Consider the following 23617-nt stretch of genomic DNA (forward strand, 5'->3'; position numbering starts at 1 on the left):
CAAACGACCGCCGTGGCGATCCAGTGTCGTGCCCGCATCCCGTGCTCCCCGTTCGACGACCTCGAAGAGGCGCACTGTAACGGCCCGCACGACAACGCCCACCACGACCCGCACCTCACCGCAACCCAGCCGCTGGCCGCGCTGCCCTTCAGGCCCCCGATGACCGCTCGACACGGCTGGCGCCTGCCCGTCCCCGATGCCGCCAACACTTTGGACTGCGCCACCGGAAACGGCGGCCGGGCCACGATTGTGCGCTTGAGCCGGTTCTTCGCCGGGAAGGTGGCCCGCGCCTATCTGGTCAGCCGTTGAACTCGTTGACGCCGAGGGCGAAGTCCCAGTGGCCGACCCCGTTGGCGGCCAGGCCCATCGTGATCAGGCCCATTCCTTCCAGCCAGTGCGCCATCGGCAGGGCGCCGACGTCGAGGGGGCGCAGCCCGAGGCTTTCGATGAACGTCGCCACGGCCGCCTTGGATCGCGGGTCGTCGCCGGCCAGGAAGACGGTGGGGCGGCCCTTCTCGAGGACGCCGCGGAAGATGGTGTTGAACGCCTTGATCACGTGGGTGCCGGGCGGGGCGATCTTGGCGGCTTCCTGTGCGATAGAGGTCTCGGTGGCCAGGCCGTCGAAGGTGGCGTTGAACGTGTTGCTGATGTCGACGAGGGCCTTGCCCGCGAGTGCGTCCCCGAGCTCGGTGACGACCGGCAGGACGCCCTGGTAAAGCAGGGCCAGGATGACGATGTCCCCGGCCGGCGCGGCGCCCCATCGGCCCGTCGTCGCGCCGCCGCCGAGGGCCTGGGCCAGGCTCTCGGCCTTGGCCTGGTCGCGGCCCATGACTTCGACGGTGTTGCCGCCCGCCACCGCGAGCGCGCCGATGGTGGCGGCCATGTTTCCCGTACCGATAATGGTGATGGTGCTCATGACGTGTGCTCTTTTCGTCTCTAAATGGCGGTGGTGCCGCCGTCGGCCACCAGTTCCAGGCCGTTGACATAGCTGGAATCGTCGGAGGCGAGGAACAAAGCGACGGTGGCGATTTCCTCGGGGCGGCCCATCGCGCCGCGGGGAATGAGGGATTCGAATGCGGTGCGGGTCGCCTCGTCGAACAGTTCGGCCTGTTTGGCGGTGGCGACCTGGCCGGGGGTCAGCACGTTGACCCGGATCTTGCGGTCGCGCAGTTCGTTGAGCCAGACGCGGGCCCAGGCCTGCTGCACGGCCTTGCTGCCCGCGTAGAGGCTCCAGCCGGGGAAGGCGCCGAGCGAGGCGTTCGACCCGGTCATGAGGATCGAGCCGTGGTCGTTGATCAGCGGCAGGGCCTTCTGCACGGTGAACAGGGTGCCGCGCGCGTTGAGCCAGAACGCGCGCTCGAACTGCTCCTCGGTGATCTCGCCGAGGACGGCCGGCTCGCCCATCCCGGCGCTGGCCCACAGCACGTCGATCGAGCCCCGCTCGCGCTTGACCGTGTCGTACAGGCGGTCCAGGTCGGCCAGGTCGGCCGCGTCACCCTGAACTGCTGTGACATTACGGCCGATCCGCTCGACGGCCTCGTCCAGCACGTCCTGCCGCCGGGCCTGAATAAAGACGTGCGCTCCTTCCGCGACGAACAGTTCGGCGCCGGCCAATGCCATTCCGGTCGACCCACCGGTGATTACCGCTGTCTTGCCGTCAAGCTTTCCCACGATTGCTCCATCGCATGAATGGTTCGGTTACTCCTCGAGAATGGCAGCGGCCGGAATGGGCGTCCAAGACCTTTTTCGGCGGCTGCGATACCCTCGGGGCATCGCCGGATCGGGGAGGCACCGTGGATCTGGACCTGCGCAAGCTGCGCTATTTCGTCGCCGTCGCCGACAAGCTGCACTTCGGCCGGGCCGCCGAGGAGCTGCACATCGCGCAGCCCGTGCTGAGCCGGCAGATCCGGGCGCTGGAGCACGACCTCGGCGCCGCCCTGCTGACCAGGGACAGCCACGGCGTGGCGCTGACCGACGCCGGTCGGCAGCTGCTGACCGACGCGGGCCCGCTGCTGGCCTCGGCGCAGGCGGCCCGGCACCGGGTGACCGTGGCCGCGCGGGGCAGCCGGCGGCTCGTGGTCGGCTTCCGGGCCGGCATCGTGGTCACCCCGGCCGCCCGCGCGTTCGCCACCCGCCAGCCGGAGGTCGTGGTGGACGTGCAGCGGATCGAATGGGACGACCAGGCCGCGATGCTGCTCGACGGCCGCATCGACGTCGCCTACGTCCGCCTGCCCATCGACGAGACCGGCCTGCGCGTCACCCCGCTCTACACCGAGCCGCGGGTGGCGGTGCTGCCCGCGGCCCACCGCCTGGCCGGCAAGGAGCAGATCACCGAGGCCGACCTGGCCGGCGAGCCGTTGGTCTGGCATCCCGACGCGAGCACGCAGCCCACCCGGCGCCCGCACCCCAACGCCGGCTATCTCGTACGCGGTGTGGACGAGACCCTCGAGCACGTCGCGGCCGGCCGGGGCGTCTCGTTCCTGGCCCGCTCGGCGACGGTGTTCTACACCCATCCGGAGGTCGTGTTCGTGCCCGTCACGGATCTGGCGCCCGAGCAGGTGTGCCTGGCCGTGCCGGCGGCGCGCACCTCGCCGGCGATCGACGCGTTCCTCGCCGCGGCCCGGGAGACGGCCGAGATCACGGCGGAGTGCGGCAACAACGAGATGTGGCAGCCCTAGGTACAGCAGGCTGTACCACGGTTTCTCCCGGCAGCGGGATCGATCGGCATCGCTGAGGACGGCAGGCTTCAGGGTGTCTGAACGACAGCGCCGCACAAGGAGAAACCGATGCGCAAGACTCTCACCTCCCTCGTCGCCCTGGGCGGAATCGTGGCCGGGGGTGCGGTGGCCGGTCCCGCGGCCGCGGCCGGCGATCCGGTGCAGCGGAGCCTGAGCAACCTGGTCAGCGGAGGCAGGTTCCCGGGGGCGTCGGCGTCGGTGCGGCAGGCCGACGGAAAGGTGCGCACCTACGCGGCCGGGGTGGCCGACCTGCGTACGGGAAGGAAAATGCCGGCCGACGCGCGGGTGCGGATCGCCAGCAACACCAAGATGTTCACCGCCGTGGTCGTGCTGCAACTCGTCGGCGAGGGCAAGATCCGGCTGGACGAGCCGGTCGAGACGTACCTGCCGGGGCTCGTGCGGGGTGCCGGGGGCATCGACGGGCGGCAGATCACCGTACGGCAGTTGTTGCAGCAGACGAGCGGGCTGCAGGACTACGACGAGGAGCTGTTCGCCGACTTCATCAACGCGCTGCACACCTATTACGAGCCGCACGACCTGCTCAGGGTGGCCTTCGCCAAGGCACCGGAGTCGCGGCCGGGCGAGAAGTTCGTCTACGCCAACACCAACTACATCCTGGCCGGGCTAATCGTGCAGAAGGTCACCGGCCGCCCGGTCGGCGAGCAGATCACCAAGCGCGTCATCGAGCCGCTGGGGCTGCGCCGCACGTACTGGCCGGCCGAGGGCGAGACGACGATCCGGGGCGCCCACCCGCGCGGCTACTTCCCGGCGGTCAACGGGCAGGAGCCGATCGACATCACCGAGTCGGAGCCGTCGGCCGGCTGGGCCGCGGGCGCGCTGGTCGGCACGCCCGGCGACATCAACACGTTCCTGGCCGGGCTGCTCGGCGGCAAGCTGCTGAAGCCGGCCGAGCTGGCCGAGATGAAGAAGACCGTGGACGCGCCGGGCTTCGACACGGTCGGCGGTTCCCGGTACGGCCTGGGCATCGCCACGTTCAAGCTGAGCTGCGGCGGGTTCGCCTGGACGCACGGCGGCATCGCGCCCGGCTACGTCACCTACGTCGGGATCGCCCCGTCGGGCAAGGCGGCGTCGATCGCGGTCAACTCGATGGTGGCCGAGCCGTCCGCGGCCGAGCATCTGGACCAGTCGCTGGACACGGCGCTCTGCCGCTGAACCTGAAGCAGGGTGTGCCCGGTCAGGCGTTTACACAGGTAGGCGGCGCGCTCATAGGAGAGGCGCCGCCGACCCGTCTCCGGGCACAGATCGGCCGCCGCGGGTGGGCGGCCGGGACCGGGACGGCGGCCGGCGAGGAAGAGCGGGCCCCGGGTGCGGCCGGCGATCAGCTCCGGAAGCAGCGCGGCCGTGCCGGACCGCCAGACGATCGTCGCGTCGCGGGCGCTGCGGTCGTCCAGGTTCAGCTCCTCGACGTTGAGCGCCAGCACGGCCCCGACTTTCGCCCCCGACTCCCGCAGCAGACACCAGAGCACCCGCTCCCGAAGCGCTGGAACCGCACCGACCGGTTCTGAAAGAGACGCCGCACCGAGGGTCGCCGGCAGGGGGCGGGGCTGGAGAGCGGCGGCGAGCGACGGTTCGCCGGCCCAGGTGGTGAAAGACCGGATCGCGGCCACGTGCCGGTTCCAGGTCCGCGGCGACACCTCGGGCCAGCACAGGGCGAAAATCTCGGCCAGCCGTTCGGAGGTCAGGCTCGCCACCGGCGTACGGTCGCCGGCCAGCCGGACCACACGGTGCAGGGTCTGCCCGTACGCGCGAGCGGTGGCCGGTCGCAGCGGGCCAAGGTACTCGGCCACCGCCGGGCCGAGCGGGCGACCCTGATCCTCGGGCACATCCAGAGCCGCCGCCCGCCGCCGCAGGAAGTCGCGTTCGGCCGTGTTGTGGGCCAGGGTGGCCGCCCGCTCCAGCTCGCCCCGGGCCTCGGCGGCACGACCGAGCCGGATCAGCAGGTCGCCCCGCACGCCGGGCAGCAGGTGGTAGCCGGCCATCCGCGGGTCGGCGTGCAGCTCGTCGAGCAGGTCGAGTCCGGCCTGAGGCCCGTACGCGAAAGCCACCGCCACCGCCCGGTTGAGCCGGACGACCGGGGTCGGCAGCAGCCGCTCCAGCGACTCGTAAAGCGAGCTGATGCGTACCCAATCGGTCTTGTCGGCCGTGTGGCAGACCGCGATCGCCGCCTGCAGCACATAGGGCCCGGCCGGGCCGCCCGCCTCGCGCGCCCGCAGCATCGCGGCGAAGCCCCGGCGGATGAGCAGCTGATCCCAGCGGCCCCGGTTCTGCTCGTGCAGCGGGATCGGCTCGCCGGCCGGCCCGGTGCGCGCGGCCGACCGGGACTGCTGGATCTCCATGAGCGCCACCAGCCCGTGCACCTCGGCCTGGGCGGGGGCGAGCTTGGCAAGCATCCGCCCCAGCCGCAGCGCCTCCAGGCACAGGTCGGCGCGGATCAGGTCGGCGCCCGAGGTGGCCGCGTAGCCCTCGTTGAAGATCAGGTAGACGACCTCGAGCACCGACGACAGCTGCCCGGACGGCTCGTAGGCGGCACCCGACTCGGCCAGCGTGCGCTTGGCCGCGGCGATCCGCTGCGTGATCACCTGCTCGCCGACCAGGAAGGCGCGGGCGATCTCGGCCGGGCTCAGGCCGGCCACGACCCGCAGGGTGAGCGCGGCCCGGGCCTCGGCCGGGAGCACGGGATGACACGACGTGAACATCAGCCGGAGCACGTCGTCCTCGGCCGGCTCCGGCCGCCGGGCCAGGTCGGGGGCGAGTCGTTCCCGCGTACGGGCTCGCCTGATGTCGTCGACGGCCCGGCGCCGGGCGGTGGTCATGAGCCACGCGCCGGGATTGTCGGGGATCCCGGTCGCCGGCCACTGCTCCAGGGCCGCCACCAGCGCGTCCTGGGCCAGCTCCTCGGCCCGGCCGACGTCGTGCACCAGCCGCAGGAGCCCGCCGACGATCCGGGCGGACTCCTGCTTCCAGACTGCGCCGACCGTGGCCGGGAAGTTGGTCACGGACCGTAGACCTGGTGGATCAGGCTCTCCCCGTCGCCGACGATCCGGCGGAAGCGGCGGCAGAGCTCGATCGCCTCCTCCTTCGACCGCACCTCGATCAGCGCGAACCCGCCGATCGCCTCCTTGGCCTCGGTGAACGGCCCGTCGGTGACGGTGATCTCGTCGCCCGCCGAGGTCATCTTGAAGCCGACCGGGTCGAGGCCGCCGGTCGCGAGCAGGACGCCCGAGGCGGTCAGCTCCTCGACGAACGCGGCCATGTCGGCGTAGAGCTTCTCGTCCGGCTCGGCGTCACCGGCCTTCTGCATCATCAGGTAACGCATCGTGCTCTCCGTTTCGTCGTGACTGCTTCTCGCACCGACGTCGAACGAGCCGATGTGACAGGTAATTCGAGCATTACCTGTCACATGAGCGCATCCGACGTCCGGGCAACAACCGACGAAGGAGCTCGACGATGACATCCGCAATTGCTTCCCGTACGGCTTCCGTCCCGCTCGGCCGAGCCGCGCTCATGGCCGCCGGGCCGTTGTGGGCGACGGTGTCGCTGGCCCAGGTCGCCACCCGCGACGGTTTTGATCTCATGCGGCATCCGCTCAGCCTGCTCAGCACCGGCTCGCTGGGCTGGCTGCAGATCACCAACTTCGTGGTGGCGGGCCTGCTCATGGTGGCGGGCGCCGGTGCCCTGGACGGGACGTGGGCGCCGCGCCTGACCCGGGTCGCCGGTCTCGGCATGATCGCCGCCGGGCTGCTGGTGATGGACCCGGGCGGCGGCTTCCCGGCCGATCACCCCGAGGTGCCGGCGACGATGAGCCGGCACGCGATCGGGCACATGGCGGCCGGGACGATCACGTTCGCCGCGTTGATCGCCGCCTGTTACGTGCTGGCGCGGCGGGCCCCGGCCCGGGGCTCGGCGGCGGCCGCGGTGATCGCCGGAACCGCGCTGCTGGCCGGGGATCTGTGGGCGATGTCCGGCGGCGCGGCGGGCACGCTGACGCTCGCGATCGGCGCGATCACCGCCATGCTGTACGTCTCCTGGGCCGCTAGGCCTTCAGCAGCTCGGACACGGTGACGAACCGGAAGCCCTGGTCGCGCAGGCCCTCGATCATCGCGGGGAGGGCCTTCAGCGCGACCAGCCGGCGCTTGTCCCCGGCGTCGTGGGCCAGCACGATCGAGCCCGGGCGCACGGTGTCGATCAGGTCGCGGGCCTGGGCGGCGGGGTCGGTGACGAACTTGCGCTCGCGCATCTGGTGCGACCACAGCGCGATGTCGTAGCCCAGCGCGTCGGCCGCGAGCACGGTCGAGCCGCCGAGATGCCCGTACGGGGGTCGCATGAGCCTTGTCTCCCGGCCGGTGTGCCGCTTGATGGCCTCGTGCGTACGCTCCAGCTCGCGCCGGGCCCGGCCCAGGTCGAGCGTGGCCAGGTCGTCGTGCGACCAGGAGTGGTTGCCGACCTCGTGCTGGTCGAGCCGGTCGCGCAGCAGCCCGGCGTGCTCCTCCAGATGCCGGCCGACGAGGAAGAACGTGGCCGGCACCTGGTGGCGGTCGAGCACGTCGAGAAACTGCGGGGTGTAATCCGGCAGCGGCCCGTCGTCGAAGGTCAGCGCGACCAGCTTCTCGGTGGTCGGCCGGAAGTAGTGGATCTGCACCCCGCCGCTGGCCACGGCCCCGAGGTCGTCGGCGGCCGACGCGTATCCGCCACACAGCGGCGGCCGGTCCCAGCCGAGCCAGCGCTTCACGTGGCCGGACCCGGCAAAAGCCGTGGCCGCCCCGCCCGCGGCGAGGAGCGTCCCCCGCAGCATTGCCCGTCGAGTAAGCATCGTTCCCCCATGACTGTTCCGGCTCGACAGCCTGGTTGATCATGGGAGAGACGCGCCTCGGCCACCGGACTTATTTCAGCCGGGGGCTTCCTCGGCCGGAAGTAGGAGAGTCCGCCGCGCGAACCAGCGGACCGAGACCTTGGCCAGCTCGAGCCCGCGCACGTCGCGGTGGGGTGAGTCGAGCGAGCCGTCGATGAGCAACAGGGCGATGCCGTGCACGGTCGCCCACGCGGTCACGGCGGCGACCTCGCCGTCGGGCTGAAGGCGGATCAAGTCCCGGATCGGCTGGAACGAGGCTGACCGTGGGCGCGGTCGCCGGGGCGGGCATCATGTCGGCCTCCTCCGCCCCGGCGCCGACCGTCCTCGACGGCAATCGCCGGTTCGCCGGCAAGGTCGTGCTGATCACCGGCGCGACCTCGGGCATCGGCCGGGCCTCGGCGCTGGCCTTCGCGCGGGAGGGCGCCGCGCTCGCGTTCTGCGGGCGCCGCGCCGAGCTCGGGCGTGGCCTGGAGGACGAGATCCGCGGCACCGGCGGGCAGGCCCTGTTCGTGCGGGCCGACGTCCGCGACGAGGGGCAGGTCCGCCAGTTCGTGAACGCCGCGGCCGACCGGTTCGGCCGGGTCGACGTCGCGCTCAACAACGCCGGCATCACCATCGAGAAGCCGCTGCACGAGTTCACGGCGGCCGAGTTCGGCGACGTGCTCGACACCAACGTGCGCGGCGTCTTCTACGCGATGAAATATCAGATCCCGCACATGCTCACTGCCGGCGGCGGGACGATCCTGGTCACCTCGTCCACAGTGGCCAACACGACCTCGGCGAAGCGCAGCGTCTACACCGCCAGCAAATCGGCGCTGGTGGGACTCGTACGGGCGGCGGCCTTGGACTATGGCGACAAGGGGATCAGGGTCACCGCGATTCTGCCCGGCACGACCGACACCGCCCTCGTGCGGGGCAGTGCCGGCCTGACGAGCGTGCCCGACGCGGCCTGGCGGGTCGGCGCGGCCCAGTGGGGCCGGTCCAACGTGCCGGGGCTGCGCCGCATGGCCACCCCGGAGGAGATCGCGGCCTTCGCCGTCAGCGCCGCCTCCCCCGAGCTGACCTACCTGACCGGCACCGCGCTGGCCGCGAGCGGCGGAACGGGTGCCGGGTAGGAACTCAGAGGCTGCGGTCGAGGAAGTCGCGGATCAGCGGGCCGGCCACGTCGAGCTGGTCCTCGAGCAGGAAGTGGCCGGTGTCGAGCAGGTGCAGCTCGGCCTTGGGCAGGTCGTTCAGGTACGGGTGGGCGCCGTCGGCCGGGAAGATGTAGTCGTTCTGGCCCCACACGATCAGGGTCGGCGGCTGGTGCGTACGGAAGAAGTCCTGGAACTGCGGGTACAGCGTGACGTTGGTGCCGTAGTCCTTGAACAGGTCGAGCTGGATCTCGTCGTTGCCGGGGCGGTTGAGCTGCGTGATGTCGTGCAGCCAGGCGTCGGGGTCGAGATGCGTCAGATCCCGTACGCCGTCGGTGTATTGGAACTTGGTGGTCTCGTCGGACAGGATCGGGCGCAGGGCGGCGCGACGCTCGGCGGTGTCCTCGGCCCAGTACGCCTTGATCGGGTCCCAGAACTCCTTCAGACCTTCCTCGTACGCGTTGCCGTTCTGCACGATCAGCGCGGTGACCTTGTCGGGGGCCTTGAGCGCGAGCCGGTAGCCGGTCGGGGCGCCATAGTCGAAGACGTACATCGCGTACTGCTCGATGCCGAGCTGGTCGAGCAGGCCCTGCATCAGGTCGGCGTAGTTGGCGAACGTGTAGTCGAACTCCGAGCGGTCCGGGGTGGCCGAGTGGCCGTAGCCCGGGTAGTCGGGCGCGATCACGTGGTACTTGTCCGCCAGCAGCGGGATCAGCGTGCGGAACTGCGCCGACGACGTCGGGAAGCCGTGCAGCAGCAGCACGGTCGGGCCGTCGGCCGGTCCGTCCTCGCGATAGAAGATGTCGAGCCCGTTGACCTTCGTGGTGTGGAAGCGCGTTGACATGGCGGGAATCCCTTCGGTAGTCGCCGTAACCGGTGAAACCGAAGTTACCGGTTGCCCCCTCGCGAGGGCAACCGGTTAAAGGCTTTTTAGCGGTTAGCTAGCTCACGACGACCTCCACGCGGACCGTCGCCCCGGCCGGCCCGGGTGACACGACCGTGCCGTCGATCCGCTCGCCGTCCACGACGACAGTGGGGACCGGACCCCGGCGTACGGAAATCTCGTAGGTCGCACCCCGGAACACGCGGGTCGCCGTGAACCCCGGCCAGTCCGACGGCAGCACCGGATCGATCCGCAGCCCGTCGAGCTCGGGGCGGAGGCCGAGGATCCACTGGGTGATCGCCACGTAGTTCCACGCCGCCGTGCCGGTCAGCCACGAGTTCTTGGCCTCGCCGTGCGTGGGCGCGTCCCTGCCCGCGATCATCTGCGCGTAGACGTACGGCTCGCAGCGGTGCACCTCGCTGATCGCCTCGCGGGCCGACGGGTTGATCCGCCGGTAGTAGTCGAACGCGCGGTCACCGTTGCCCGCCATCGCCTCGGCGATCATGATCCACGGGTTGGTGTGGCAGAAGATCCCGGCATTCTCCTTGTAGCCGGGCGGATACGACGAGATCTCGCCCAGCTCGATGCGGTAGCTCGTGTACGCCGGCTGCTGCAGCACGATGCCGTGCGGGGTGGCCAGCCGCTCGGCCACGCTGTCGAGCGCCTGCGCGGCCAGCCCGTCCTCGAGGCCGACCCCGCCCAGCACGCACATGCCCTGCGGCTCGATGAAGATCTGCCCCTCGTCGTTCTCGCCGGAGCCGATCGGGTTGCCGTAGAAGTCGTACGCCCGCCGGAACCAGGCGCCGTCCCAGCCGTGCTCGACGATGACGCCGGTCATCTTCTCGGCCGCGGCCAGGTATTCGGCCGATTCCGCGCCGAGCCCGCGCAACCCGGCCAGCCCGGCCAGCTCCTTGGCGGCCAGCACGAACTGCCCCGCGATGAAGACCGACTCGGCCGTGCCGCCGGTGACGTTCTCGGTCGTCTGGAACGGCTCGCCCGGGGTGTCGGAGAAGCAGTTGAGGTTGAGGCAGTCGTTCCAGTCGGCCCGCCCGATCAGCGGCAGGCCGTGCGAGCCGAGCCGCTCCTGGGTGTAGCGCAGCGACCGCTGCAGGTGCTCGTAGAGCGGCGCCTCGCTGCCGGGCTCGTTGTCGAACGGAACCGGCTCGTCCAGGATCGCCGCGTCGCCGGTCTCCTTGACGTACGCGGAAACGCCGAGGATCAGCCAGAGCGGGTCGTCGTTGAAGCCGTCGCCAATGTCGTTGTTCCCGCGCTTGGTCAGCGGCTGATATTGGTGGTAGGCCCCGCCGGTGGCGAGCTGGGTGGCCGCGATGTCGAGGATCCGTTCGCGCGCCCGCTCCGGCACCATGTGGACGAAGCCGACCAGATCCTGGTTGGAGTCGCGAAACCCCATGCCCCGCCCGATCCCCGACTCGAAGAACGACGTCGAGCGGCTCAGGTTGAAGGTCATCATGTTCTGGTACGCGTTCCAGACGTTGACCATCCGGTCGGTATCCGGGTCCGGCGTCGTCACATGCAGCCCGCCGAGCAGCTCGTCCCACCCCGTACGCAGCGTGTCGAAGCCCTCGGCGACCGTTTCGGGGCGTAGCCAGCGTTCGATCACCGGGCGTACGTGCCGCTTGTTGAGGGTCTGCGAGCCGGGCGGGTCGAACTTGTCGTCGCGCGGGTTCTCGGCGTACCCGAGCACGAAGTTGATCTCACGCGTCTCGCCAGGAGCCAGGCCCAGCCGTACGTGGTGACTCCCGATCGGTTGCCAGCCGAGCGCGACGGAATCCTTGGTTTCGCCGCGCTCGACGACTTCCGGCCGGTCCCAGCCGCGGTAGGCGCCGAGGAACGCCTCGCGCTGCGTGTCGAATCCGGCCAGGGGCTCCGAGCAGGCGAAGTAGGCGAAGTGGTCGCGCCGCTCGCGGTATTCGGTCTTGTGATAGATCACCCCGTCGACGACCTCGACCTGGCCGGTGGAGAAGTTGCGCTGGAAGTTCGTCGCGTCGTCCTGCGCGTCCCACAGGCAGAACTCGACCGACGAGAACAGCGAGAGGTCGGCCGCGGTGTCGCGCTCGTTGGTGACCCGTACGCGCCACACCTCGAGCGTTTCGCCGAGCGGCACGTAATAGAGGGTCTCGGCTTTCACACCGTTCCTCTTCGAGGCGATGCGCGTGTACGACAGGCCGTGGCGGCACTCGTAGTCGTCAAGCTCGGTGCGGGTGGGCTGCCAGGACGGTGACCAGTAGTCGCCGGTGGCGTTGTCGCGCACGTACAGGTAGCGCCCACCGAGGTCGAACGGCGCGTTGTTGTAGCGGTAGCGGGTGAGCCGGCGCAGTTTCGCGTCGCGGTAGAACGAGTAGCCGCCCGCCGTGTTGGAGACGATCCCGAAGTACGCCTCGGTGCCCAGATAGTTGATCCAGGGCAGCGGCGTGTCCGGCCGATCGATCACGTATTCACGCCGCTCGTCGTCGAAGTGTCCGTAGCGCAACAGATCCTCCTCGATGCTTTGCTCGCATGTGGGAGCGCTCCCATGAGCGATTCACCTGCCATGCTATGTGTGACGCCGTTCACTTGGATAGGCCTGCCTCGGGCCTGGCGCTAGGCACAGGCACGAGCCCCCGCCCTCCACCAGCCACCGGTGCGCCTCAGGCAACGACCTTTCCCGTACGCAGGGTGAGGCGGCCCGCAGCGGCCAATGCGGACAGTTCCGTCAGCCACGCGCCGTCGACAAACACGTCCCGCACGACGACACGGGTTGCGCGGAGCGGCGGCCGACTCCAGAACCATCGTGCTCACTCCCCCGCCGCAGCCCGGCCGGCGCGAGGCATCGGACGGCGGTCAGGTTGATCAGCGGAAGCGTCGCCGCGTCGACCAGCGAGGCACCCGCGGCGACCGCAGAATCGTCGAGGACGACCGATTCGGCCTTCGTGCCCGGGCCGACAGCACATCGCGTAGGCCGATCACCGCGTCGCCTGGCGCTGCAACGCGCCATCCGTGGCCGTAGCGAGACCAAGTTTGCGCGATCCACGAGGCTTGCGCCGCCCAAGACGAGCGGTAACTCGGCAGCACGAGCGAGACCCACGCGCGTCCACGGCGGTGAGAGCGAGACCTACGCGCGTCCACGGCGGTGAGAGCGAGAACCGCGCGCCTCCACGGCGGTGAGAGCGGGACCCGCGCGCCTCCACGGCGGTGAGAGCGAGACCCGCGCGCCTCCACGGCGGTGAGAGCGAGACCCGCGCGCCTCCACGGCGGTGAGAGCGAGAACCGCGGCGATAGCGTTGAGCGATGACGACCGATACGCCGGCCGAGCTGAAGGCGGCCGCACTGTTATTCGCCGCGCGGACGCCGGCCGCCCCGGCCCGGTTCCTGGGACGTCTCGGCGCGCCGAGGGAGGCCGATCCGCACGGGCCAGTGTGGAATCGGGAGCAGCAGCGGGCGGCCGACGAGCCGGCGTCCGAGTTGCGCGCGCTCGGTCAGTTGCCGGTCGAGCGGCTGCTGGGCGCGCTCGAGCTGACCGTCGGCGCCTACGACTGGAGCGGGTGGCCCGACATGCTCGCCGGCCTGCCCGAGCCGCCCGCCACCCAATATGCGTTCGTCGGGCAGATCGTCGGGCAGGGTGAGACGCAGGCGGCCACCGGTCTGCTCGACCGGCTGCGACCCGGCGTGCCCGGCGTCGTGTTCGCTCGGGTCCGGGAGTTCGCCGCGCAACCGGACGTGGCGGCGATGCTGGCGCCCCCGCCCGAGGTGACCGACGAGCCGGCGATGGCCGCCGCGCACGGCGCCGCTCACCTGGGCCTGGCCGTGGCGGTGGCCGGCTCGGTGGTGCACCAGGTCGGCCCGCCGGTGGTGATCGACCGGGTCGCGGCCGCCATCGGCCTCGGCATCGGCGCGGCGGCCCGGCTGCTGCGCGAGACGCCGATGCCACCCGCGTACGCCGCGGCGCTGCTGCACCGGATCCGCGCCGAATACCTGCTGCCCAGTCACAGCTCCAGCCGGATCACCGTCACCGGGCAGCGGTTCGGGCTGACCGAGCGCGAGTTGCCGGAGACGGCCGATTTCGGCGCCAACGGCCTGGTCGCCACCGTGGACGGCGGCGCGCTGATCCGGACCGGCGTCGAGCGGGGCAGCGTCCGGGTCGACCTGGTCGTCCTGGCCGAAGCCCCGACCGAGGTCGAGCCGAACTGGGAGGAGATCGTCGAGGTGAGCTGGCACGCCGCCGAGGGCCGGGCCACCCTCATGCCCTCGGACTCTCGCCGGCCGTCCACCACCCCGCCCTGGCCGGGCGACTATCGGCTGCGGGTGCACGCCCGCGGCCGCGACGAGCAGGACGCCGACCTGGAGAGCTACCGGCTGGTGGTGTGGGCGGCCCCCGCCGCACCGGCGCAGGCCCTGCTGCGCAGCGAGCCTGGTGGGCCGCCCAAGCCCGAACGGGCGTACCGGTGGGTGCGGCGGAGCCGACTTCAGGTGGCCGCCACAGTCACGCTGGCCACCGGCGTGAGCGTGGCGGAAGCGCTGCGGGCCTTCGGCGCCGAACCGGACCGGCCGGTGCCCATCGACGAGCTCGGCTACGGCGGTGGGTGGGCGATGGCCCTCGACGTCGGCGGCGCGACGCTGGTCGTGGAGGAGAACGGCTACCAGGGCTCCCGGGCCGAGGTGCTGCGGGCGGTGTCGACCGGCGGCCGGGCGGCCAGCATGTTCTGGAACGTCAACGCGCTCACCCGGCTCTCCTTCGCCGAGGCGGGCGAGGTGATCAGCTCGTCCGAGCCGTTCGGCCGTCTGGACGTGCCGCCCGAGGTGGCCGGGCTGGATTTCGGCACCCCGGGAGGGCGTACGGAGTTGGGTCTGGTCGCGGTCGAACGCTTCACCGGCCACGCCATCGCCGAGGCCGACGTGACCCGCCTGTACGACGCCGGTGTGGGCTATCGGCTATCGCGGGGGTAGGGCCGGCTGCTGGGCGGTGACATGCACGGGTGGCTGCTGGGCGGGCAGATAGCCGGGCGGCCAGGGCTGCCCGAACAGTGTCGCGCAGATGACCACGGTGGCCCACGGCACCCACGGCCCGCGCAGCGACAGCGGGTAGGCGCCCTCGAAGTGCAGCGACACCGAGTAGTTGACCGGGTTCGGCTCGATCATGAGCAGCGCCCCGAAGTCGTACGTGGTCCACTGCTCGGTCATCAGCAGCAGCCGCTGGTTCGTGAGGATCGCCGGGAACTGCCCCCACGGCCGCCACTGGGGACGCGACGCCGCCTCCGCCTTGCGCCGGTTGTTCGCGTTGACCGCGGCCGACGCGGCGAGCGTGGCCGCCGTGAAGAACAACCCGCCGGCGGCGAACATGCTGCTGGAGTATTCGACATCGGCTCCGCAGTAGACGTGCGTCTCCGTCAGAAGCGCCCCAAGCTGCTCCTCACCCCGCCGGCACATGATCGTCGGCGCCACCCGAGCGGGCAACCCGCCCCGCTCCACATGCGCGACCAGGTGCTCCATCGCATGCCAGGCGTCGACGACTTCCTGCTGCTGCTGGATCTGCCGGTTGTCGGCCATCCCGCCCCCTCTCCTCGGGGCCGACCCTGCCACCCCGGCGGCGGCGATGACAGGACCTTTCCTCCGACAGTCGGGAGAAATGTCCGTTCCGAGGGGGCGAGCTAGGACGTTCGGCGACCCGTTCCGGCTAAGGCCTGTTTTATGACTGGGGCGGCAGCGAGGCCGGGTCCAGATTTCGTCTGGTGGTGGCCCGTGGAAGCCCGGCTCCCGGGGTTGGAACCGGGTTTTCGCGGGACGCCGCCAGGCGGGATCTGGGCCCTGCCGCAGCCCCGTCCCAGTCATAAAACAGGCCTTAACCCGGGCCGAGGGCGCGCAGACCCGCCGCCAGCAGGGCCGGGACCGCTTCTTCGGCGCGGGCCGAGGCCGGGTCGGCGGCGCGGTAGCTGATGCCCTGGGCGATCACGGCCAGCTTGAAGTTGGCCAGGGCCAGATAGAACGGCCAGTGGTCCAGGCCGACCCTGCGCCGCGTGGCGTAGGCCTGGGCGATCGTGTCGGCCGTGGGCAGGCGGGGGCTGGCCCAGGCGGCGTCGAGGCCAAGGATCGGGTCGAGCTCGGGCTGGCGATAGACGCACATCAGCGCGATGTCGGTCAGCACGTCGCCGACCGTGGCCAGCTCCCAGTCGACCACGGCCAGCACCTTGCTGACGTCGGCCGTGTCGAGCAGCGTGTTGTCGATGCGGAAGTCGCCGTGCACCACACCGATGTGCGCCGACCCCGCAGGCAGCGCCGCGACCAGCCGGGAGTGCAGGCGGGTCGCGTCCGGCAGGTCCTGGCTTTTGACCTCGCTCCACTGGCGCCACCACAGCCGGACCTGCCGCTCGAGGAAGCCGCCGGGGCGGCCGAGCCCGCTCAGCCCGACCTCCTCGACGTCGAGCGAGTGCAGATCGGCCAGCACCCGTACGAGTTCCGTCACGCACGCCTCGAGCTCGCGCGCGCTGTACGTGTCGAGCTGGGCCCGGGTGCGCACGACCAGCCCGGTGATGAAGGCCGACACGGCGAACGGGGCGCCGATGTAGGACGGGTCCTCGCACAGGGCGACGGCGGGGGCCACGGGCACGGCGCTGTATTGGAGGGCCTGCATGACCCGCCATTCGCGGGCGACGTCGTGGGCCGAGGGGGTGAGGCCGGTCAGCGGCGGGCGCCGGACGATCCAGCGGTGGGTGCCGTCGGTGACCGCGTACGTGAGGTTGGATCGGCCGCCGCTGACCAGCTCGCTCGTGAGCGGGCCGGCCACGGGCACGTCCTGCTCGGTCAGGAAGGCCCGCACGCCCGCCACGTCCAGCGTCATGCCTCGTACCCCCTGGTGCCGGCCCGGCTCAGGACGATCTCGTTGATCACGGTGCGCGGGGAGAGGTCGAGCAGCATGGTGACCGTGGCGACGACGTCGGCGACCGGGATCATCTGGTCGGGCGGCACAGTGTCGTGGATCCAGGCGCTCATGTCGGTGTCGACGTAGCCGGGGGCGATCGCCGTCGCCGTGACGCCGTGGCCGGATTCCTCGGCGTTGAGCCCGCGCACGAGGGCAAGCAGTGCCGCCTTGCTCGCCCCGTACGCGGAAAGGTTGGGCTCGGCGTAGACCCCGCCGATCGAGGCCAGGGCGATGACCCGGCCGCCACCGTCGGCCCGCAGCAGCGGCAGGGCCCGGCTGACCAGCACGAACGGCGTACGGGTGTTGAGCGCGAACTGCTTGTCGAAACGGGCCATCGGATAGCCGTCGATCGGGGCGGCCGACCCCACGCCGGCCGAGAGCACCAGCGCGTCGAGCCGGGAAGGCAGGGTCAGCTCCTCGGCGGCACCCGGGGCGGCGAGGTCGGCCGCGATGGTCTCGACGCTCGCGGCGCCGGCTTCGAGCGCCTCCGACGCCACCTCGGCCGGCTTGCGGGCCACCAAGGTCAACGCCCAGCTCTGCGAGGCCAGCGCCAGCGCGATCCCCCGCCCGATGCCCCGGGACGCGCCGGTGATCAGCGCCGACCGCACGCCGCTCATGACGCGGTCTCGACTATCGAACGCGCGATCTGCTGATACCGCTCGAGCAACGCCTCCACCGGCAGCGACCCGTCGGGCCGATACCACGACGCGACCCCCACACAGAGCGACGCGATGGCCCGGCTGGCATCCTTCGGATAGGGCGTGGAGAAAATTCCTTCCCGTACGCCGTCAAGAATGACCCGGTCGAGCATCCGCTGCTGCTCGTCGCGCTTGGCCACATACCTTTCCCGGTTTTCGGGTTCGAGGCTGCGCAGTTCGGCAGTCGAAACCGTCGCCCCCGTACGCCGATACATGTGGAATCGCAGCAGCGACTCGACCAGCGCGTCGAACTGCGAGCGCGGATCGGCCGACGCCGCCGCCAGAGCCTGCCGGCTGCGGGTGAGCAATTCGTCGATGATGACGTTCATCAGGTCGAAAAGAATGTCCTGCTTGGACGGGTAGTAATGGTAGACCCCCGGGACCGACAATCCGCTGCGACGGGCCAGATCCCGGGTTGTGGTGCCGTGATAGCCGTGCTCGTAGAAGGCCTGCAGGGCGGCCTCGAGAATGCGCGAGTAGTCAAGTTCCTCGTACGCACGCCAGTCGTCCATCGGCACGGTCGCCGCCTCTCTCATCGGGCCCCCCGTCGTTCCCGCGCCGCGGCGACCACCAGGTCGAGCGCGCCGGCGTCGTCAACGGCACCGCGATCGATGACCCGCCGCGGGTCGGCGCCCTGCAGGATACGTTTCACGGGAACTTCGAGGCGTTTGCCCGTCCTCGTATGCGGCAAACGCGCCACCACGATCACGTCATCCGGCACATGCCGCGGCGACGCCCGCTCCGCGATCGCCCGCTTGACCTCCCCCGGTTCGACCACGCCCACCACGAACAGCGGCAGCCAATACCCGCCGTCCGCTTCCTCGACCCCCACCACCAGGGCGTCGCTCACTCCCGGCAGGTCACCGATCGCCGCGTAGATCTCGGCCGACCCCAGCCGCACCCCATGCCGGTTGATCGTGGCATCCGACCGCCCATGAATGACATAGGTGCCCCGCTCGGTCCGCTCGATCAGATCCCCGTGCCGCCACACCCCCGAAAACGTCCCGAAGTAGCTTTCCCGCAGCTTCACGCCCCCCGGATCGTCCCAAAACCGCAACGGCATCGACGGCATCGGCTCGGTGATCACCAGTTCCCCCGCCAGCCCGTCCGCCGCCGGATTGCCGTCCTCGTCCCACACCTCGACGGCCGCCCCCAACGCCGCCGCACTGATCTCCCCGTCATACACCGGCGTGTTCGGCGCGCTGCCCACGAAGATCCCGCAGATGTCGGTCCCGCCACTCATCGAGCCCAACTGCACCCGCTCGCTCACCTGCTCGCGAAACCACACATTGGCCGACGCCGGCAACACCGACCCGGTCACCCCCACGAGCCGCAACCGCCCCGCATCGACTTTTGTCCGCGCCCGTCGCGACGCCTCGAGAAACCCCGGACTGGTCCCGAAAACCGTCACCCCGTTTTCGGCAACGACCCGCCACAAGTCCTCAGTCGGCTTCCCGTCGTACAGGATGATGGTCGCCCCGAGCAGCAACCCGCACACTTGCGCATTCCACATCATCCAGTTAGGCGTGGTGTACCAAAAGAACGTGTCCTCGCCCCGCAGATCCATATGCAACCCCGGCGACACGAGCTGCTCCAGCAAAATCCCACCATGCCCATGCACAATCCCTTTGGGCCGCCCAGTGGTCCCCGACGTGAAGAGCACCCACAGCGGATGGTCAAAAGCCAAAGCCACCCCTTCCCGTACGGGCTCCGCCCCCAACGCCTCTTCCCAAGAACCCTCATCAGCCCGTTGTTCAGTGCCGCCGCCACCCTCAGGACTGCTGTCCCAGTGCGGGATGACGCTAAGTTCGGGGCTGACGCCGCCGTCAGGAGCCGTGCCGCGGATCTGGCCGGCGCCAGGCGCAGGATCAATGCCACCGTCAAGGCCGGGGCCGCCGTGAGGGCTGGAGCCGGTGCTGCCGCCGCCGTCCGGGTCGGCAGTTGCCACTCCCGCGGTTTCGATCGTGATGGTGTGCTGCAGTCCCGGAAGCAAGTCGCGCAGCTTGCGGACCTCGGCCCGACGGTCGTGGACCTTACCGCCGAACCGATAACCGGTCCCCGCGATGAGCACCCGCGGCGACAGCTGCCCCATCCGCTCGGCCGCCGAGGGCGCCGCGTAGTCGAGCCCGGTCTGCGCCCACACCGCACCCACGAGCGCGGTCGCCACGAACGCCACTACGCCCTCGACACAGTTCGGCAGGTAGGCCGCCACCCGATCACCGGGCTCGACCCCAAGCGCGCGCAGATGCCCAGCTACCGCAGCCGCTTGCGCACGAAGTTGCGCATATGTGAGCGAGTTCCGCTCCCCGTCCTCCCCCACCAGGACAACCGCATCCTGCTCGGCGACCCCAGCGCGCAACAAATGATGGCCGAAGTTGAGCGTTCCCCCCGGAAACCACTCAGCCCCAGGCATCCGACGTTGCGCGAGTGTGTCGCTCGCCGGCGCAACCCAGTCAACGGCGAAGAAGTCAGCAACCGCCCCCCAGAACTCGCCCGGCGACCCCACAGACCACGCATGCAGCTCGCGATAATCAGTCACGTCCGCAAACGAGGCCCGCCCACGATCGACCACCCACTGCGCAAACTGCACGATCCGCACACCCCGAACCCCGCCCGGATCAGGCCGCCACTGCGCAAGTTGCGCGCCCCGAGCACCTTCGGCCATCGCCGCGTCAGACTCTCGCTGCGCAGATTGCTCGACCCGCGCAACTCGCGCATCAACGGCCGACACCACGTCGGACGCCCGCTGCACAGTTCGCGCGACTCGCGCACCTTCGGCCATCGACCCGCGAGCGCCAGGCTGCGCCAACTGCGCCAGCTCGGCCAGGCGAGCCTCCACCTCGCCCGCTCGCGCATCAACGGACAACACCGCACCGGGTTCAGGCTGCGCAGATTGCGCGACTCGAACATCTTCGGCCATCGACCCGGCAGAGCCGGGTTGCGCAGACTGCTCGACCTGCGCAACAACGGCCGACGCCACGTCATGTTCACGTTGCGCAGGTTGCTCGAGGCTCACATCAACGGACAACTCCGCGCCGGACGCACGATGCGCGGATTGCGTGAAGCGCGCATCTTCGATCGTTGGCTCGTTGGACGCAGGCGGCGTTGACTGCACGGGTTGCGCATCATCGGACGGCTCGGCGGCGTGTTGCGGGGTGGGCTGTGTGTTGGCGGCCGTTGGTGGAGTGGTGTGACGTTGCGCGTCTGCGGCCGTTCGTTGGGGCGGTGTGGAGTGGGGGTCGGCGGGGGTCGGTTGGGGGGTCATGAGCGGCGGCCCGGCCAGAGGGAGCCGCGGGTCAGGACTACGTCTACTGCTACGGCGATGATGAGGACCGAGCCGGTGGCGAAGTATTGGACTTCTGTGGTTAGGCCTAGTAGTTGGACGCCGTTGCTGATTGAGCCGATTACCAGGGCGCCCAGGATGGCTGACCAGATGGAGCCGCGGCCGCCGAAGAGGCTGGTGCCGCCTACTACCGCGGCGGCGATCGCGTTGAGCATCAGAGGGCCGGCGCCCGACGTAACGGAGACGCCCAACTGGCGGGAGGCGTCGACCATTCCGGCGACAGCTGCGCAGGCGCCCAGAATCAGGAATGAGTAGACGACCATTCGGCGTACGGGAATGCCGGCGCGCTGGGCTGCCTCGCGGTCGCCGCCTACTGCGTACAGGTGGATGCCGTAGCGGGTTTGGGTGGTGAAATACCAGGCGATCAGCAGCATGACGGCGACGATCAGTACGGGCATGGGCAGGCCGCGTTGGCGGGTGAGGATGTAGACGCCGCCGAAGAGGACTGCGGCGACCAGGGCGGCGGGGACGACCACCGAGACGGGGGACGTGCGGGCGCCGGTGGAGAGGCGTTCGCGGTATTGGTAGGCCTTGTAGAGAGCGAACGCCAGGGTGCCCAGGGCGGCCAGCACATAGCTGGTGCCGGCGGGGACGGCCGTGCTGGCGATTTTGGCGAAGGACGTGCCGGCCACGCTGACGGTGAACTCGGGCGGCAGCACCACGAGGATCAGGCCTTGCAGGATGACCATGCCGCCCAGGGTGACGATCAATGACGGTACGCCGAACGTGATGACCAGCGCTTCTATGAGCGTGATGGCCATGCCGGAGGCGATCGCCACCGCGATGGCCACGGGCAGGGGCAGGCCGCTGTTGACGGCCAGGCCGGCCGCGATCGCCGCGCAGACGCCGGAGAGTACGGCCGAGGAGAGGTCGATCTCGCCGACCAGCAGGACGAAGACGACGCCCAGGGCCAGGATCGCGGTGGTGGCGATCTGCAGGGTCAGGTTCGTGATGTTGCGGAAGCTCAGGTAGGCCGAGCTCTGGCTGTAGAACACCGCCCAGATGATGGCCAGCACTACCAGCACGGGAATGCTGCGGTGGCCCCGGCCGGCCAATTCGATGACCCGGCTCGCGGGCGTACGGGCGGCAGTCTCGGTCGCGACGCTCACAGGTCCCCGCCTTCCTCGTGTGCGCCGGTCATCGCGCTGACCAGGTCGGACGGTGTGTATTCGCCGCGGCGGAACTCGGCCACCTTGGTGCCCAGGCGCAGCACCACCACGCGGTCGGCGATGTGCCGGACGTCCTTCATGTCGTGCGAGATGACGACCACGCCGCGGCCCTGCTCGCGCAGCCGGCCGATCAGGTCGAGCACCTCACCGCGCTGGGAGACGCCGAGGGCCGCGGTCGGCTCGTCGAGGATCACCACGGCCGGGTCGCTGATCAGGGCGCGGCAGATCGCGATGCCCTGCCGCTGGCCGCCCGAGAGCGCGACGACCGGCGTGTGCAGCGAGCGCAGCTTGACCGACAGCGACTCGAGGATCCGCTGCGCCTGCTCCTCCATGACGTGCCGGCGGATGCGGCGGCCGGTCAGCACCGAGCCGGACCGCTCCTGGCCGAGGAACAGATTTTGAACGGCGTCCAGGTTGTCGCACAGGGACAGATCCTGAAACACCGTACGGATCCCCGCCTCGGCCGCCGCGCGGGGTGAGACCAGGCGGGCGCTCTCGCCGCGGACCCGGATCTCCCCGCTGTCCGGCGACTCCACCCCGGACACGATCTTGACGAGGGTCGACTTGCCGGCCCCGTTGTCGCCGATCAGCGCGACCACTTCACCCTGGTCCACGGTCATGTCGATGTCGTGCAGAGCCCGTACGCCGCCGAAGTGTTTCGAGATATTGGTGAGCTCGAGCAGACTCATGGTGTCCTCCCCGCACGGGTGGCCGACGCGGGCCGGCCACCCTGATGAAAGCGGCTACTTGTTGCGGGTCTTGCAGGTCTCGGTGCCCTCGGCCGGGCCCACGCAGATCTGCGCCCAGGTGAAGATGCCGAGGTCGACCGCCTTCTGCACGGCGTCGCCGGGGTCCTTGCCGTCCTCGAGGTGGATCAGCGTGGATTCGAGCTTGGCCGTGGGCACCTGCATCGCGCCGTTGTCGATCGTGTCCTTGACCAGGTCGGCCGGGGGCTGTTCGCCCTTGACCGCGGCCAGCGCGATCTTGGCCGCCCCGTCCGCCTCGACCGAGAACGCCTTGAGCACGTTGTCCTGCTGGTCGCCGGTGAGCATGTATTGCAGGCCGGTCAGCTCGGGGTTCTGACCCCCGTACACGGGCGTCTTGAGGTTTTTGTCCTTGAGGGCCGCGATGATGCCGGCCGTGATGCCGTCGTAGAACCCGAAGAACGCGCCGACCCCGTTCTGCGTCTTGGTCAGGCACTGCTCGGTGGCCTTGGTCGCGTTGTCGGGCGCCCAGTCCTTGATGTAGTCCTCGCAGACGACCTGGATGTCGCCGCTCTGGATGAGCGGTTCGATCACCTTGTTCTGCCCGGCCAGCATCTGGGTCGTATAGACGTCGCCCTTGTTGCCGTACTGGCGGGCCACCTTGACCGGCTTGGCGCCCAGCTTGCCGCCGGCCACTTGTGAAGCGAAGTAGGTGGCCTGCTGCTCGCCGACCTTCTCGGGGTCGAAGATGACCTGGGCGTACAGCTTGCCCTTGACCGGCGGGTTCTCGTAGCCGATGACCGGCACGTTGGCCATCTCCGCCTGCTGCAGCAGACCGGCGCTGGTGTTGGGGTCCGCCGCCACCACGACCAGCGCCTTGGCCCCGGCCGCGATCGCCGCGTTGGCCTGCGCGAGCTGCTGGTTGGAGTCGCCGCCGGCGTTGACGAACTTGACCTCGACGCTCGGGTCCAGGGCCTTGATGGCCTTCTCGAACGCCGGGCCGTCCTGCTGGATGTAGCGGGTGGGGGTGGTGTTGGGGGCCATGAAGTAGACGAGCTTCGGCCCGTCGCCGGAGGCGGTGCCGGACGGGTCCGAATCTCCGTTACCGCAGGCCGAGACGAGAAGAAGGCTGGCGCAGGCTATGGCTCCAAAGGTGCGTTTCATGA

Annotated in this window: 23 protein-coding genes; 7 read left to right on the forward strand and 16 right to left on the reverse strand. The window is 70.2% G+C overall.

Annotation, left to right across the window (positions count from 1 at the left end; translation table 11 throughout):
- Positions 1-12: 12 nt before the first annotated feature.
- The gene (locus tag JKJ07_RS01485) at positions 13-309 is read left to right on the forward strand and encodes a hypothetical protein (RefSeq protein WP_202989318.1); all 297 of its coding nucleotides are present in this window, start codon (positions 13-15) and stop codon (positions 307-309) included.
- On the opposite strand, the gene JKJ07_RS01490 is transcribed toward JKJ07_RS01485, so the two are convergent.
- Positions 299-916, reverse strand: a complete 618-nt coding sequence (locus JKJ07_RS01490) for an NADPH-dependent F420 reductase (protein ID WP_202989319.1) — start codon at positions 914-916, stop codon at positions 299-301. The genes JKJ07_RS01485 and JKJ07_RS01490 overlap by 11 nt on opposite strands.
- Positions 917-936: 20 nt before the next feature.
- Positions 937-1671: an SDR family NAD(P)-dependent oxidoreductase gene (locus tag JKJ07_RS01495; RefSeq protein WP_202989320.1), complete on the reverse strand. Its 735-nt coding sequence runs from the start codon at positions 1669-1671 to the stop codon at positions 937-939.
- A gap of 122 nt (positions 1672-1793) precedes the next feature.
- Here JKJ07_RS01495 and JKJ07_RS01500 point away from each other — a divergent pair, with 122 nt between their 5' ends.
- Entirely contained in the window at positions 1794-2678 is an 885-nt protein-coding gene (locus tag JKJ07_RS01500; protein ID WP_202989321.1) for a LysR family transcriptional regulator, read from the forward strand.
- A gap of 108 nt (positions 2679-2786) precedes the next feature.
- Positions 2787-3911: a serine hydrolase domain-containing protein gene (locus tag JKJ07_RS01505; protein ID WP_202989322.1), complete on the forward strand. Its 1125-nt coding sequence runs from the start codon at positions 2787-2789 to the stop codon at positions 3909-3911.
- On the opposite strand, the gene JKJ07_RS51545 is transcribed toward JKJ07_RS01505, so the two are convergent.
- Both JKJ07_RS51545 and JKJ07_RS01515 read right to left on the reverse strand, forming a co-directional pair.
- Complete coding sequence (locus tag JKJ07_RS51545) at positions 3794-5755, reverse strand: DUF6596 domain-containing protein (protein WP_202989323.1); 1962 nt, start codon at positions 5753-5755, stop codon at positions 3794-3796. The genes JKJ07_RS01505 and JKJ07_RS51545 overlap by 118 nt on opposite strands.
- Entirely contained in the window at positions 5752-6075 is a 324-nt protein-coding gene (locus JKJ07_RS01515) for a YciI family protein (protein ID WP_202989324.1), read from the reverse strand. Before JKJ07_RS01515 ends, JKJ07_RS51545 begins: the two co-directional genes overlap by 4 nt.
- A gap of 131 nt (positions 6076-6206) precedes the next feature.
- On the opposite strand from JKJ07_RS01515, the gene JKJ07_RS01520 reads away from it, so the two are divergent.
- On the forward strand, positions 6207-6821 hold the full coding sequence (locus tag JKJ07_RS01520) for a DUF998 domain-containing protein (protein WP_202989325.1): 615 nt from the start codon (positions 6207-6209) through the stop codon (positions 6819-6821).
- Here the strand turns inward: JKJ07_RS01520 and JKJ07_RS01525 are convergent.
- Together JKJ07_RS01525 and JKJ07_RS01530 are read right to left on the reverse strand one after the other, a co-directional pair.
- The gene (locus tag JKJ07_RS01525) at positions 6793-7569 is read right to left on the reverse strand and encodes a polysaccharide deacetylase family protein (RefSeq protein ID WP_202989326.1); all 777 of its coding nucleotides are present in this window, start codon (positions 7567-7569) and stop codon (positions 6793-6795) included. The genes JKJ07_RS01520 and JKJ07_RS01525 overlap by 29 nt on opposite strands.
- Before the next feature lie 75 nt (positions 7570-7644).
- On the reverse strand, positions 7645-7842 hold the full coding sequence (locus JKJ07_RS01530) for a hypothetical protein (RefSeq protein ID WP_202989327.1): 198 nt from the start codon (positions 7840-7842) through the stop codon (positions 7645-7647).
- A gap of 29 nt (positions 7843-7871) precedes the next feature.
- Between JKJ07_RS01530 and JKJ07_RS01535 the strand changes: the two genes are divergently transcribed.
- Positions 7872-8723: an SDR family NAD(P)-dependent oxidoreductase gene (locus JKJ07_RS01535; RefSeq protein ID WP_202989328.1), complete on the forward strand. Its 852-nt coding sequence runs from the start codon at positions 7872-7874 to the stop codon at positions 8721-8723.
- Positions 8724-8727: 4 nt separating this feature from the next.
- Here JKJ07_RS01535 and JKJ07_RS01540 read toward each other — a convergent pair whose 3' ends face one another.
- A complete protein-coding gene (locus JKJ07_RS01540; protein WP_202989329.1) occupies positions 8728-9585 on the reverse strand; it encodes an alpha/beta fold hydrolase in 858 nt (285 codons plus the stop codon).
- 97 nt (positions 9586-9682) lie between these two features.
- Complete coding sequence (locus JKJ07_RS01545; RefSeq protein WP_202989330.1) at positions 9683-12115, reverse strand: glycoside hydrolase family 94 protein; 2433 nt, start codon at positions 12113-12115, stop codon at positions 9683-9685.
- Between the two features lie 797 nt (positions 12116-12912).
- Between JKJ07_RS01545 and JKJ07_RS01550 the strand changes: the two genes are divergently transcribed.
- Positions 12913-14568 (forward strand): DUF6461 domain-containing protein, encoded by a 1656-nt coding sequence (locus tag JKJ07_RS01550; protein ID WP_202989331.1) that lies wholly within the window; start codon positions 12913-12915, stop codon positions 14566-14568.
- On the opposite strand, the gene JKJ07_RS01555 is transcribed toward JKJ07_RS01550, so the two are convergent.
- The 5 genes from JKJ07_RS01555 to JKJ07_RS01575 all read right to left on the reverse strand — a co-directional run bounded on the left by JKJ07_RS01555 (position 14554) and on the right by JKJ07_RS01575 (position 19774).
- Complete coding sequence (locus JKJ07_RS01555) at positions 14554-15168, reverse strand: hypothetical protein (RefSeq protein ID WP_202989332.1); 615 nt, start codon at positions 15166-15168, stop codon at positions 14554-14556. The genes JKJ07_RS01550 and JKJ07_RS01555 overlap by 15 nt on opposite strands.
- 292 nt (positions 15169-15460) lie before the next feature.
- Positions 15461-16456 (reverse strand): phosphotransferase family protein, encoded by a 996-nt coding sequence (locus JKJ07_RS01560; RefSeq protein ID WP_202989333.1) that lies wholly within the window; start codon positions 16454-16456, stop codon positions 15461-15463.
- The gene (locus tag JKJ07_RS01565; protein ID WP_202989334.1) at positions 16453-17154 is read right to left on the reverse strand and encodes an SDR family oxidoreductase; all 702 of its coding nucleotides are present in this window, start codon (positions 17152-17154) and stop codon (positions 16453-16455) included. Before JKJ07_RS01565 ends, JKJ07_RS01560 begins: the two co-directional genes overlap by 4 nt.
- The gene (locus JKJ07_RS01570; RefSeq protein ID WP_202989335.1) at positions 17151-17771 is read right to left on the reverse strand and encodes a TetR/AcrR family transcriptional regulator; all 621 of its coding nucleotides are present in this window, start codon (positions 17769-17771) and stop codon (positions 17151-17153) included. Before JKJ07_RS01570 ends, JKJ07_RS01565 begins: the two co-directional genes overlap by 4 nt.
- Entirely contained in the window at positions 17768-19774 is a 2007-nt protein-coding gene (locus JKJ07_RS01575; RefSeq protein WP_202989336.1) for an AMP-binding protein, read from the reverse strand. Before JKJ07_RS01575 ends, JKJ07_RS01570 begins: the two co-directional genes overlap by 4 nt.
- Here JKJ07_RS01575 and JKJ07_RS01580 point away from each other — a divergent pair.
- Entirely contained in the window at positions 19751-20344 is a 594-nt protein-coding gene (locus tag JKJ07_RS01580) for a hypothetical protein (protein WP_202989337.1), read from the forward strand. The genes JKJ07_RS01575 and JKJ07_RS01580 overlap by 24 nt on opposite strands.
- A 152-nt stretch (positions 20345-20496) precedes the next feature.
- Here the strand turns inward: JKJ07_RS01580 and JKJ07_RS01585 are convergent, their stop codons facing one another.
- From JKJ07_RS01585 to JKJ07_RS01595, 3 genes are read right to left on the reverse strand one after another with little or no spacing between them, the layout of a single operon-like run.
- A complete protein-coding gene (locus JKJ07_RS01585) occupies positions 20497-21687 on the reverse strand; it encodes a sugar ABC transporter permease (protein ID WP_202989338.1) in 1191 nt (396 codons plus the stop codon).
- Positions 21684-22436, reverse strand: coding sequence for an ATP-binding cassette domain-containing protein (locus JKJ07_RS01590; protein WP_202989339.1), 753 nt, complete (start codon positions 22434-22436; stop codon positions 21684-21686). The genes JKJ07_RS01585 and JKJ07_RS01590 overlap by 4 nt, the downstream gene beginning before the upstream one ends.
- Before the next feature lie 54 nt (positions 22437-22490).
- Complete coding sequence (locus JKJ07_RS01595; RefSeq protein ID WP_202989340.1) at positions 22491-23615, reverse strand: substrate-binding domain-containing protein; 1125 nt, start codon at positions 23613-23615, stop codon at positions 22491-22493.
- Positions 23616-23617 lie beyond the last annotated feature (2 nt).

Source organism: Paractinoplanes lichenicola (assembly GCF_016785085.1).
Lineage (GTDB): Bacteria > Actinomycetota > Actinomycetes > Mycobacteriales > Micromonosporaceae > Actinoplanes > Actinoplanes lichenicola.